The sequence below is a fragment of the Arcobacter sp. YIC-80 genome (assembly GCF_044841725.1).
Lineage (GTDB): Bacteria > Campylobacterota > Campylobacteria > Campylobacterales > Arcobacteraceae > Arcobacter_B.
Genome location: NZ_JBJBSI010000002.1, coordinates 109,637 through 122,222 on the forward strand (window position 1 = coordinate 109,637; position 12,586 = coordinate 122,222).

Consider the following 12,586-nt stretch of genomic DNA (forward strand, 5'->3'; position numbering starts at 1 on the left):
TAAATAGTACTAACTAGTATAAACTAGAAAGTATCTTAAAAAAATAAGGATATATCATGTACCCATCACTATTTATTTCACATGGAGCAGCAAATATAATATTAGGTAACTCCTTTTCAAAGAAAAATATAAAAAAGTTTGCTAAAACTCTTGAAAAACCTAAATATATTATAATTTTTTCTGCTCATTATATAACTAATGACTTAAAAATTTTAGATTATGAAAAGCCTGAATTATTGTATGACTTTTATGGTTTTGAAAAAGAATTATATGAATATGAATACGAAATAAATAGTGATAAATTTTGTTCTCTTAAAGTTTTGAAGCATTTAGAATCTAATAATTTAAATGCTTCAATACACAAAGGTAAAAATAATTTTGATCATGGAGTTTGGACAACTTTATCTATGATGTATGAAAATTTAGATATTCCTGTTGTTCAAATAAGTCTACCTAGAAGTTTTAGTGATGAACACTTTCTACCGTTATTTATTGCATTTGGTAGTGCTTTAAATAAAAAAGGAACTTCATTTAATAAAGAGATGGTTTACTCAAATATCTCAATGGAATGTTTTGCTTTTGATATAAAGGATTAAAAATGTTAAAAAAATTACCAAAAGAAAATATGGGAACTTCAAATTTAGGTTGGTTAGAGAGTAGATTTCATTTCTCATTTGCAGAGTATAGAAACCCTGAAAATGTAAATTTTGGAGTTTTAAGAGTTTTAAATGATGATATTGTTCATCCCAAAAGTGGCTTTGATACCCATCCCCATGAAAATATGGAAATTATTTCATATATAGTTGATGGAGAGATTACACATAAAGACTCAATGGGAAATCAAGAGACTTTAAAAAGAGGCGAAGTTCAGTATCTAAGTGCCGGAAATGGTATCTTTCATAGTGAGCATAATATTCATGAGACAAAAGACTTAAGACTTTTACAAATTTGGATTTATCCACCCCAAAAAGCTTTGCCTAGACTTTATGGTTCACAAAAATTCACTAAAGAACAAAGAGAAAATAAGCTTTTAAATATTGTTTCATCTCAAAAAGGAAATGCACCAATAAAAATCTACCAAGATGTCGAAATTTATGTAAGTGAACTTGAAAAAGACAAAATAATTGATTATAAAATAGAAGAAGGTAAACAAGTCTACTTTGCATTGATTGAAGGAACTGCTTTTATAAATGGTATTGAATTAAACGATGGGGATGCAATGGAAATTACAAAAGAGAAAAAACTTGAAATTAAAGCTATAGAAAATGCACATTTTCTTTTTATTGAAATGGAAGAACAATAAGTAGAAGTAAAGACTTCTACTTACCAAAACATTTAAAATTAAGATAAAATTTCATCTATTGTAATATAATCTCCAACTCTACCTGTCATTTGTTCAACATCTGTATTTACAGGAAGTGTTTTTTTACCAGGAACCCACCCAGCAGGGCAAACTTCACCAGTTTTTTCTGCATGTTGCCATGCTTTTACTTGTCTTAAAAATTCATTTACATTTCTTCCAACCATTGGAGCTTGAACTTCTTGAGCTACTACTGTTCCTTCTGGATTGATTAAAAATCTTCCTCTTAAAGCAACTCCTTCTTCTTCAATCATAACACCAAAAGCTCTACTTACTGCACCAGTACTATCAGCTCCTATTGTTAATTTTAATCCTTCTAATAAAGGTTCTGTTTCAACAAATCTTTTATGTGAAAACTTTGTATCAGTAGAAACAGCTAAAATTTCAACATCTAACTCTTGAAATTCATCATATTTTGCATTCATTGCTGCAATTTCAGTGGGACAAACAAAAGTAAAATCAGCAGGATAAAAACAAACTACATGCCATTTACCTTTATAATCTTCACTTTTTACTTCTACATAATGTCCTGATTTTGAATCATACGCTTCCATCTTAAACTCTGGGGCTTTTCTTAAAACTAAACTTGAACTCATTTGATTTTCCTTTTTATTATTTTCTTGTATTTTATTTTCATTGTTAATAACTGTTTTATTCTCTTCAATTGGTTTTGAACCTGTATCACAAGCCATTTTACTTCCTTTAACTTGATTCACAAAGGATAATATTTTTCCTTTGATAAAAGAATTCTATACTAAAACATTTTAAATATTGCTTAAAATTATAATTATAATTTATTTTAAATATATAATTTTTACTTATAATAAAACTCTTTGAAAATCAACTAATGTAAGATATGATAAAATAAAAGCATATAAAATACAGGTCATAAAAAATGAAACATAAAATACTATTAAATGGTGTAGGTAGAATTGGAAAAGCTATTTTAAAACAATTACTTGATAATTCTGACTTTGAAATAGTTGCGATTAATGAAATAAATCCATATATAAAAAATATAGTTTATTCAATAAACTATGATTCTACTTACGGAAACTTAGATGATAAGTTTAAAGTTATAGATAATAACTTTATAAAAAATAGCTTTACAAAAATTAAAATCTTAAATTATAAAAGCTTATTTGAAATAGATTTAAAAGATATAGACTTTATAATAGATGCAAGTGGGGTAAAACATGATAATGATAAGCTAGAAAAACTTGATGTAAAAGCTATCTTTTTAACACATGCAAATCAAAATGCCCATAAAAATATTATCTTAGGAGTAAATGAGCAAGAACTTGATATAAAAATACATAAAGTAATCTCTACTAGCTCTTGTAATGCCACAGCTTTACTTCCTGCACTTAAAATAATACATGATAAAAAAGAGATTGTTTGTGGAGATATTACTACGATTCATCCTTTATTAAATCATCAAAGAGTTTTAGATGGTAATTTTGTAGGAAGTGCCACAAGAGATGTAGACTATAATTTTGAGTTTGGTAGATCAGCTACTCAAAATATTATTCCAAATAATACTACAACTATAAAAGCCTGTTCTTATGTGATGACAGAAATAAACCATGATTTAATCTCTTCAAGCTCTCTTCGGGTTCCAACAGATACAGTAGGTGCTATAAATGTATGTTTATTTACAAAAGAAAACACATCAAAAGAAGAAATTATCAACATATTTGAGGAGTTTGAAGAAAATCAAAAACATCCTATAGTTTTAAACAACTACGAACCTCTTGTATCAAGTGATTTTAAGAAAGAAAAATTTACAACTATAATTGATCACAGATATACAGATGTTAAAAATAAAAAAATGATAAAACTTTTAGTTTGGTATGACAATGAATGGGGATATGCTTCAAAAACAATAGAGATTTTAAAATACTATATAAATAAAAAAAGGGTAAGTTAAAAACTTACCCTTTTTTGTATCTTGACAAAGGTGTTTATGCTAAATAAACTCTACACCCTTTTCACCCTCAGCAATTTCACCAATTACATAACCATCAGTGTTTGCTAAAACTGCATCTACATTTGCAGGATTTACAACTAAAACCATACCAACACCCATATTGAATGTTCTGTACATCTCTTCTAATTCAACGTGTTGTGACATAAATTCAAAGATTGGTAAAACTTTGATTGAATCTCTTTTTACAACAGCTTTTAGGTTATCAGGTAAAACTCTTGGTAAGTTCTCAGTAATACCACCACCAGTGATGTGAGCTAATGCGTTGATATTTTCTTTATTTGCTTTGAACTCTTTTACATAAATTCTTGTTGGCTCTAATAATACATCTTTTAAAGGTTGACCTTGGAAGTCATCATCTAATGTCATTCCAAGTTTTTCTAATAATAGCTTTCTTACAAGTGAGAATCCATTTGAGTGAACTCCTGAAGATGGTAATGCGATTAAAGTATCACCAGCAGCAATTCTTTCAATTCTGTTTAATTCTTCTTTTTCAGCAATTCCAACACAAAAACCAGCTAAATCGAAATCACCTTCTTTATACATTCCTGGCATCTCAGCAGTTTCACCACCAACTAAGGCACACTCAGATCTAATACAACCCTCTGCAATTCCTTTTACAACATCAGTAGCTTCTTCAACTTCTAATTTTGCAGTTGCATAATAATCTAAGAAGAATAATGGCTCTCCAAAGTTACATAATAAATCATTTGTACACATTGCTACTAAGTCAATACCAACTGTATCAAATTTTTTAGCATCTATTGCTAACTTTAATTTTGTACCAACTCCATCAGTTCCTGATAAGATTACTGGTTTTTTATAACCTTCTGGTAATTCAAATGCACCTGCAAATGAACCAATTCCACCTAATACACCTGGTATCATAGTTGATTTAACATGTGGTTTAATGTTTTCTACAAACTGATTCCCAGCATCAATATCTACACCAGCATCTTTGTAACTAACTGTTGCCATTTTTCACCTTTTTTCTTACGAGTTTTCTAATATCTAACTTAGTTTAAAATTTTTTTGGTATTATAACAAAATGTTTATAAATATTAAGGATTATATATAATGAATAATAACGCATTTAATGAAATGATGGTACACCTACCATTATGTACACATAAAGAAGCTTCAAATGTATTAATTATCGGTAGTGCAGATGAAGAATTAAAAGAACAGGCTGCTAAACATAATAAAGTTTCAAACATTGAGTTTGGAGATAAATCACTTTTAACATCAAAAAATGAAAAAGATATTGATGTAGTTATTTTAACAGATGTTGAAGTAGATGAATTATTATTAGCAAATATTGAAAGAGTTTTAAAAGATGATGGATTAATCACTTTTGCCACTGAATCTTTCTCTAAAAATGAAGAAAAATTAAAAGCTGATTTAAAACTTGTAGGTGAGAAATTCTGGATTGCTATGCCATTTAGATTTGGTCATCAAACATCTATTTTAGCTTCAAAAAGATACCATCCTACAGCAGATATTGTATTACAAAGATCTGATTTATTAGATGATTTACAATACTACTCAAGTGAAATTCATAATGCTGTTTTTGTATTCCCAAAAGCTGAACATGTAGCACTTACAGGTATCGCTAAAAGATAAAATCTCACATTAAATTTTAAATAAATCATTATTATAGTAGAATCATTTACATGAATAGTGATTTATTTAAAAATGCAATAGCCTTAACAGGCGGAATTTCCACTGGAAAAAGTACAGTTTGTAACCTTTTTAAACTACATGGTTTCTTAATTATTGATGCAGATAAAATAGCTCATAAACTCTTAGATGAGAATAGTGCTAAAATTGCAGAAATGTTTGGATCTCAATATGTAGATAGTGATAATAAAGTAATCAGAAAAGAGTTAGGTAAAATAATCTTTAGTAATGAAGAAAATAAGTTAAAACTTGAAGCCTTACTTCATCCACTTATCAAAGAAGAGATTATTAAGTCATCAAGACTTTTTGAAAGTCAAAATAAACCTTATTTTATTGATATACCTTTATTTTTTGAGAAAATGCACTATCCAATTCCTAGATCTTTAGTTATATATACTCCAAGAGATATACAAATTCAAAGATTAATGAAAAGAGATGATATCAATGAAGAAGAAGCTATTTTAAAAATCTCAAATCAATGGGATATTGAAAAGAAAAAAGAGTTAGCTGACATGGTAATAGATAACTCAAAAGATTTAAAAAATCTTCAAAGAGAAGTAGAAAGAATTATGGAGGAGATAATATGACATACACTAAATATAGTGCAAGTGGAAATGACTTTGTAATTTTTCACACTTTTGTAGAAAAAGACTACTCAAAAGAAGCTATAAAATACTGTAATAGAAATGAAGGAATTGGAGCTGATGGTTTTGTGGCACTTGTTCCAAGTAGTGAAGCTGATTTTAAATGGCTTTTTTATAATAGCGATGGAAGTGAAGCTAGTATGTGTGGAAATGCTACAAGAGCAGTTGCACACTATGCTTATAACAATGGTTTAGCAAACTCTTCAATGAAATTTTTAACACAAGCTGGTTTAATAGAGTCAAATGTAAATAAAGATATTGTTGAAACTCAAATGACTAAACCTATCATCATTAAAGAAGCTTTTGAACAAGAAGGATATACTTGGTATTTAATTGATACGGGAGTTCCTCATTTAGTAACTTTAGTTGATGATTTGAGAGAATACAATCATGACTTATGTGCAAAAATGCGATATGAACATAATGCAAATGTAAATTTTGCTAAAGTTGAAAGTAATGGAACTTTAAAAGTTAGGACTTATGAAAGAGGTGTTGAGGGTGAAACACTTGCTTGCGGTACTGGAATGGTTGCGTGTTTTTTAAGAGCAAATGATCTAGGTTTGGTTGAGCAAAAGACATTTGTTTATCCAAAAAGTAATGAAGAGCTTACAATCTCTAAAATAGATGAAAAAATCTATTTTAAAGGTGCTGTAAAAAAAGTATTTACTACAACAGTTTAATATATGAAACTACTAACAATAAAAAAATTACTTATAACTTTAGGGTTGGTAACCACCACTATATTAAGTGGTGCCTTACCAAAAGAGTATTATAAAATATCTTCAACAAAAGAGTCAAAAAAATACTTTTTTGAATACTTTTATAAACTAATTGAAAATGAAAATATTGCTATTTTACAAGAGCGTGCTTTTGTAAAAAACTATTTAAAAACTAATATTTTAAATATAAATTTTAAATCACCATCTTTTAAAAAGCTTCTTGAAATAAAGAGAAAATATCGAATCAAAAACCTATATTCACTTGAAAATTATCTAAGAAAAATTGATATTGTTCCTCCTTCTATGGCATTAGCACAAGCTGCTGTTGAAAGTGGCTGGGGTAAAAGTAGATTTATAAAAGAAGCCAATAATGTATTTGGGCATTGGACTTATAATGCAAAGATAGGAATGATGCCTCTTCAAAGAGATGAAGATGCAACTCATTTTATTAGAATTTTTAAAACTATACAAGATTCAATTAGTGCATATATGTTAAATCTTAATAGAAATAGAGCTTATAAACTCTTTCAAGATAAAAGATATGAACAAAGACAAAAAGGTATAATTCCACAAGGAAAACAGTTATCTCAAACTATGCTCAATTATTCAGGAATAGGACATAACTATTTAGATATTTTAAACAATGTAATAAGTAAAAATAATTTAATCAAATATGATGAAAAATTCTATAAAAAAATAAAGGAAGAAAAATGATATTTACAGCACCTCTAAAGTCTGATTCTATAAAAATCATGTTATTAGGAAGTGGAGAGTTAGGAAAAGAAGTTGTTATTGAAGCACAAAGATTAGGGATTGAAACAATTGCCGTTGATTCATATAACAATGCACCTGCACAACTTGTGGCAAATAAAGCTTACACAATAAATATGAAAAACAAAAATGAAGTTTTAGATATTATCAGAAGAGAAAGACCTGATTATATTTTACCTGAGGTTGAAGCTTTAAGTATTGAAGCACTTTTTGAAGCTGAAAAAGAAGGTTTTAATGTAATCCCAAATGCTGATGCAGTTAATAAAACAATGAATAGGAAAAACATTAGAGAGTTTGCAGCAGTAGAGCTTGGACTTCCTACTTCAAAATATGAGTTTGTAACAACTTTAGATGGATTAAAAGAGGCTGCTGTTAAAATTGGTTTTCCTTGTGTAATCAAACCTGTAATGTCTTCATCTGGTCATGGACAAAGTATTGCAAAATCTATTGATGATATTGAAAACTCTTGGGAATTAGCAAAAGAAGCTAGAGGTGATGCTAGTGAGTTAATTGTTGAAGAGTTTATTACATTTGATTATGAGATTACATTACTTACAGCTAGAAATGAAAAACAAACAGTATTTTGTGAACCAATAGGTCATATCCAACAAGATGGTGACTACATTTTCTCATGGCAACCAATGAATATGAGTGAAACTGCAAAAGAAAAATCTAAAGAAATAGCTAAGAAAATCACTGATGGTTTAGGTGGTAGAGGTATTTTTGGTGTTGAACTTTTTGTAAAAGGTGACGAAGTTTATTTTTCAGAAGTAAGTCCAAGACCACACGATACAGGAATGGTTACTATGATTACTCAAAGTGCTAGTGAATTTGCACTTCATGTAAGAGCTGTATTAGGTCTTCCTTTAGATTACATTGATTATGGTTGTGGAGCAAGTGCAGCATATAAAGCAAAGGCTGATAGTTTTAACCCTAAAATTGATATTTTTGATTCATCTTTTACAAAAGAATCAATTATTAGAGTATTTGGGAAACCTCAATCACATGAAGGAAGAAGAATGGCAGTTGCTTTAACTTATGATAAAGACTCATCAGATAAAGCTTTACAAAAATCAAAAGAGATTATTGGAAATTTTTTCGATAGTTAAATAATAACTAAAAGCTTAGGCTTTTGGTTATTTGATTTTTAAATCAAATATATATTGCATTCCTGTATTTTCTAGAGTGGAAATATCTACTGTTCCTCCCATCATTCTAGCAAGGTTTCTTGACTTAACTATATAATTATTTACAGAATTAGCAGAACCTAAATACATTGTATGTATATCTTTTTCTTCAAAACCATTATTTCTTACAGCCAATTGTACACTTGTATGAGTTTGAATGATTTTTATTTCAATAATTTTAGATATTTTTCCTCTTTTAAGTTCTTTTTTTATTAAATCTAAGCAAGATTGTTCAATAAAATTAACAATTATATTTTCTAAATATGCAATACTTAATTCTATAGGTTTTTTTAATTTTTTTATTTGATTATCATATTCTAAAAGGATCTTATATCTTACATTATCGTAAACATAATTATCTATTCTTCTTTGTACAAGTTCTATTGGGGAACTAAATAAACTAAAGTCTTTAGTCTCTTTATCAAAGTTATAAAAATTCTCTAAAATATCATCAAATCTTTTTAGTCCTTCAAATTGTAAACCATAACTATCAATTAATTCAAAAATGAACTTATTATTAATTAAATCGTCCATTCCTAATTTATTTAAGTACTTATTTAAATAAGAAGTATCAAACATAGAAATAAAATATCTTATATTATGTATTTTATTTTTATATTCTGTTAAGGTATCTAAACTATCTACTAATTGTACTTTTTCATTTTCTTCTAAATTTACTAACTCTAAATCCATTTTAAATAACTCATAAAAACTTGCATCATCATATACAAGTTCTTTATCTAAAACGATATCTTTAAAACCATTTTCATCTAATACTTTAACAATAGTATCTCGTATTTCTTCTAATACAACAGATAATATACTGTTAATTTGATAGATATTATTTTTTATTTCTCCATGTACTTTGTTATAAAACTTTCTATTAAGCCTAGTTTTTCCACTGCTTTCAGTAGTAAACATATTTTCAAATATAAATAATGAAGAATAAAAAGAGTTTATTTTTTCTACTTCATTTTTTACATCTTTAAGCATTTTTTTTATTGATATATTGATATCATTAAGTTTATCATTCAAAACATTACCTTATAAGCATCTATTATCAAAATCAACAAATTTACCTAAAACTCTTACCCAATTATTTTCATCTTCTAAAATCATTACATCACCAGATTTATTTTTATAAAGAGTATTAATCTTAACCCAATCACCTTTTTTACTTTGAATTGTAAATTCATCATTTTTTCTTAAAACTCTAACTATTGTTGCGTCTGTACTAGTATCATTTCTAACATTTAAACTACTAGTCTTTACTCTAAATAAACAATCGTTTATATTTTTTATTTCCTTTTTATTAGATACTTCTTTAAACTTTATAAAGTCTTTTGTTTCTTTGTCTATTAAAGATTTAGTGATTTCTTTTTTCTGATTCTTTAAAACTTCTTTTTGTTTTTTTTCAACTTTTTTTAAGTCACTTACAGAAATACCATAATTACTAAGTATTATATAATAACCGTAATCCTCATCAAGTTTTTTATAAAGTGTTACTGTTTTTGTCTGTGTATTAATATCAACTATTTTATGAGTTAAAAGATCATCTCCTTTTTTATATCTTCCTTCAATTTTTAAACTTGCTTCTTTATTTTTTTCAGCTTCTTTTTCATCTTCTACAAGTTTTAAGACAACATATTTATTTGAATTGAAACTATACATACTTTTAATTTTTATATCTTTTAATTTTTTAGTTCTAGTAAAATCCGTTGTCAAACGTGCCATTTCATTTTCATATTGAAAAACATTTTTTGCATACTCTTCTTGAGAAACTTGATTTTCAACAATAATTTGATTATTATTTAATGAATTTGCATTTTGATTAGATAAAGCAGGAATTGATTTTTTTACCTTTTTATCTGCTTTCTTTTTTATATCTACAATTTGTTTTTCTAAATAATCTTTTTCTAAACCAGTTATTGCTTTAAAGAACTCTTTTGACTGTTTATCTAAAAGATCAAGTTTATCTTCTGCATTAAGATTATTATTTAAAAAAATAAATACGCATAATATATATAATAAATTTTTGTTCATCATTTCCCTTTAATTTCTATTTAAATTCAAACTCATAATTAAATCCTCCAAAGTAAGTAGGATATTTTATAAAATACTCTTTCTTTTCACCTTTTTCCCAATCACCAGAAGTCATATTTGTTACATTTTTACTACCTTCAAAAGTATCTCCCCCCTCTGCCATAAGAAAATCTTTATTTTCATCATGTAAATTTGCTGTAAACATTGGTAACATGAAAGTGTTCCCAGCATTATTTTCTCCACCAAAAAATGTCATATCTCCCCAACAATACATTTGATTATTTGTATCAATACCACACATACCATTTTGATCTTCTACAACTCGAATCATTTTCCATTTTATTTTCTTTATTGCTTCTTTAAAAAAGTTATCATCTTTATTATCAGAGGTAAAATAATCACCTTTTAGTTCATTTTTTTTATTAACCCAAACTATTCCTTCCCCATATTCAAGAGTTCCACCACTATTAAGTTTACTTGATAAATCAGCTGATAAGACTTCACTATCATTTTCTAAGTCATAATCACTGTAGTTTTTAATAAGATCATTAATTTTATCAACTTTTGCCAAGCCACCATAAGAGCCTACTTTTTTTTGAGTTATCCTATAAAATTGTCCTTCATCATCCCTTGCAATAAAACCTTGTTGTCCACCTAAAATTGAAATAAAATTAACATCACTTTTTACCTTTTGTGGTTCACAAAAGTTAATATTCCCTTCACTTGTATTTTGAACACAAACATCCATTTTAGTTATTGAATTATCTAATCCCCAAGTATATATATCTCCATCTAATGTTATTCCAGCAACTCTTCTAAATGGTTCAGAGATTGTATAAGTTAAGTCTATAAATCTTATTTTAGATTCATTTTTAGGTGTTGTTACTTTTTCTTTTAAATTATTTCCTGTTGCTCCATATCCTCTTGTATTATTATTTCCCCAATAATAAACAAGATATCCAGCTTGAGTATCAGCTACTTCTTTTCCCAATGCAATATATGTTGCCAACAAAGAAAATACTTTTTTTATTTTAAAGTCTACACCATTAAAGAACTTACTTCTATATAAAAGTTCAGAAGAACTACTTTTCCCTTCAAATTCAATATTATTGTTCCAGTCTGTTCCACCACAATACAATTCACCTTTTATTGAAACACCACAAGTACTATGCCAAACATCAGAAGTAAAATCAATGAATTTGGGTCTTAAAGGAGAAGAAAAGTATTGTTTACTATCAATATCATTTTCATAAGTAACTGCTTTAGCTTTAACTAAAGTATTAATTACAGGATAACCTTTTCCTATTTCACCATTTTTTGTAGTATATGTATTTTTACCAATTCCCACAACTTGCTTTGCATTATTTCCCCAAGTATAAATATCTCCATTTACAATCATTCCTCCTCCCCGTCTTGTAAACTTCAATATAGTTTCACCTAAACTTCTTCTAGTTTCTCCTACTTTTATTATTTTACCTTTTTCTCCTAGGTTTAAATATTCTAAAACTTTATTTTCTTTTGTATGAAATATTTGCAGTCCTGTATAAAGAACTTTTTTAGATTGAAATAAAGATTTAAATGATGAATCATATAAACCTGTTATTTCATCAAAAATATTTACACTAGAATCAAGAATCAGATTTTTCCCATAAGAGAACTTATAATTATTACTATTATCATACCAATGTAAAACTCCATGTTCATCTAAATAATATTTATTTCTCGCCTCTGTTTTATCTGTAGTAATCTGATCTTGAAACTCTATAATATATTTATCTTCTTCTGATAACTTGATTTTTATACTTTTATTATGACTTGTAATTGGGGCAATAGTATAAACTCTATTCTTATTTGAATAATAATACTCATAAACATTTATTTTTTCTTTTAAAACTTTAGGTAAATCACTATTTAGTTTAACTTCTATTTTCGTATTTTCTATATTTGTTAAAGTTATTGGTTTATTAAAATAATTTAAAGTAGTAAAACCAGCAGGTAAAATTTCTGATTTGTCTTTTAAATCCTTCATATTAGTAGGTGTTTTACCATATTTATAAATATAGTTTTTATAAGCTTTTGCTATTAGCTCTTCTTTTTGAACCAGCTTTTTAATTTTTTGAAAAGTTATATTATCTATATATGCATTAGCAGTTAAAATATTTATAGAAATGATTAATAAAATAAATATTCTCATT

The 12,586-nt window shown here is 27.1% G+C and carries 13 protein-coding genes; 8 read left to right on the forward strand and 5 right to left on the reverse strand.

Annotated features, from left to right (window positions below; translation table 11 throughout):
• The first annotated feature begins 56 nt into the window (after window positions 1-56).
• Together ACH5BK_RS04515 and ACH5BK_RS04520 are read left to right on the forward strand one after the other, a co-directional pair.
• Complete coding sequence (locus ACH5BK_RS04515; RefSeq protein WP_404304868.1) at window positions 57-596, forward strand: DODA-type extradiol aromatic ring-opening family dioxygenase; 540 nt, start codon at window positions 57-59, stop codon at window positions 594-596.
• Window positions 597-598: 2 nt separating this feature from the next.
• A complete protein-coding gene (locus ACH5BK_RS04520) occupies window positions 599-1,303 on the forward strand; it encodes a pirin family protein (protein ID WP_404304870.1) in 705 nt (234 codons plus the stop codon).
• A gap of 38 nt (window positions 1,304-1,341) precedes the next feature.
• Here the strand turns inward: ACH5BK_RS04520 and ACH5BK_RS04525 are convergent, their stop codons facing one another.
• A complete protein-coding gene (locus ACH5BK_RS04525; protein ID WP_404305274.1) occupies window positions 1,342-2,052 on the reverse strand; it encodes a peroxiredoxin in 711 nt (236 codons plus the stop codon).
• A 203-nt stretch (window positions 2,053-2,255) separates the two neighbouring features.
• Between ACH5BK_RS04525 and ACH5BK_RS04530 the strand changes: the two genes are divergently transcribed.
• Window positions 2,256-3,290: a glyceraldehyde 3-phosphate dehydrogenase NAD-binding domain-containing protein gene (locus tag ACH5BK_RS04530; protein ID WP_404304872.1), complete on the forward strand. Its 1,035-nt coding sequence runs from the start codon at window positions 2,256-2,258 to the stop codon at window positions 3,288-3,290.
• A gap of 39 nt (window positions 3,291-3,329) precedes the next feature.
• Here ACH5BK_RS04530 and purM read toward each other — a convergent pair whose 3' ends face one another.
• Complete coding sequence (purM, locus tag ACH5BK_RS04535) at window positions 3,330-4,325, reverse strand: phosphoribosylformylglycinamidine cyclo-ligase (protein WP_404304874.1); 996 nt, start codon at window positions 4,323-4,325, stop codon at window positions 3,330-3,332.
• Window positions 4,326-4,424: 99 nt separating this feature from the next.
• On the opposite strand from purM, the gene ACH5BK_RS04540 reads away from it, so the two are divergent.
• Genes ACH5BK_RS04540 through purT form a run of 5 tightly spaced genes read left to right on the forward strand, consistent with a single transcriptional unit; the run spans window position 4,425 to window position 8,270 of the window.
• A complete protein-coding gene (locus ACH5BK_RS04540; protein ID WP_404304876.1) occupies window positions 4,425-4,970 on the forward strand; it encodes a spermidine synthase in 546 nt (181 codons plus the stop codon).
• A gap of 50 nt (window positions 4,971-5,020) precedes the next feature.
• Window positions 5,021-5,614, forward strand: a complete 594-nt coding sequence (gene coaE, locus ACH5BK_RS04545) for a dephospho-CoA kinase (RefSeq protein ID WP_404304878.1) — start codon at window positions 5,021-5,023, stop codon at window positions 5,612-5,614.
• Window positions 5,611-6,351: a diaminopimelate epimerase gene (dapF, locus tag ACH5BK_RS04550; protein WP_404304880.1), complete on the forward strand. Its 741-nt coding sequence runs from the start codon at window positions 5,611-5,613 to the stop codon at window positions 6,349-6,351. The genes coaE and dapF overlap by 4 nt, the downstream gene beginning before the upstream one ends.
• A gap of 3 nt (window positions 6,352-6,354) precedes the next feature.
• On the forward strand, window positions 6,355-7,104 hold the full coding sequence (locus tag ACH5BK_RS04555) for a glucosaminidase domain-containing protein (RefSeq protein WP_404304882.1): 750 nt from the start codon (window positions 6,355-6,357) through the stop codon (window positions 7,102-7,104).
• The gene (purT, locus tag ACH5BK_RS04560) at window positions 7,101-8,270 is read left to right on the forward strand and encodes a formate-dependent phosphoribosylglycinamide formyltransferase (protein ID WP_404304884.1); all 1,170 of its coding nucleotides are present in this window, start codon (window positions 7,101-7,103) and stop codon (window positions 8,268-8,270) included. Before ACH5BK_RS04555 ends, purT begins: the two co-directional genes overlap by 4 nt.
• A 27-nt stretch (window positions 8,271-8,297) precedes the next feature.
• Here purT and ACH5BK_RS04565 read toward each other — a convergent pair whose 3' ends face one another.
• Genes ACH5BK_RS04565 through ACH5BK_RS04575 form a run of 3 tightly spaced genes read right to left on the reverse strand, consistent with a single transcriptional unit; the run spans window position 8,298 to window position 12,585 of the window.
• Complete coding sequence (locus tag ACH5BK_RS04565) at window positions 8,298-9,383, reverse strand: hypothetical protein (protein WP_404304886.1); 1,086 nt, start codon at window positions 9,381-9,383, stop codon at window positions 8,298-8,300.
• Window positions 9,384-9,392: 9 nt separating this feature from the next.
• Window positions 9,393-10,391 carry an SH3 domain-containing protein gene (locus ACH5BK_RS04570; RefSeq protein WP_404304888.1) on the reverse strand — a complete coding sequence of 333 codons (999 nt, stop codon included), beginning with the start codon at window positions 10,389-10,391 and terminating at the stop codon, window positions 9,393-9,395.
• A gap of 16 nt (window positions 10,392-10,407) precedes the next feature.
• Window positions 10,408-12,585 carry a hypothetical protein gene (locus ACH5BK_RS04575; protein WP_404304890.1) on the reverse strand — a complete coding sequence of 726 codons (2,178 nt, stop codon included), beginning with the start codon at window positions 12,583-12,585 and terminating at the stop codon, window positions 10,408-10,410.
• Window position 12,586 lies beyond the last annotated feature (1 nt).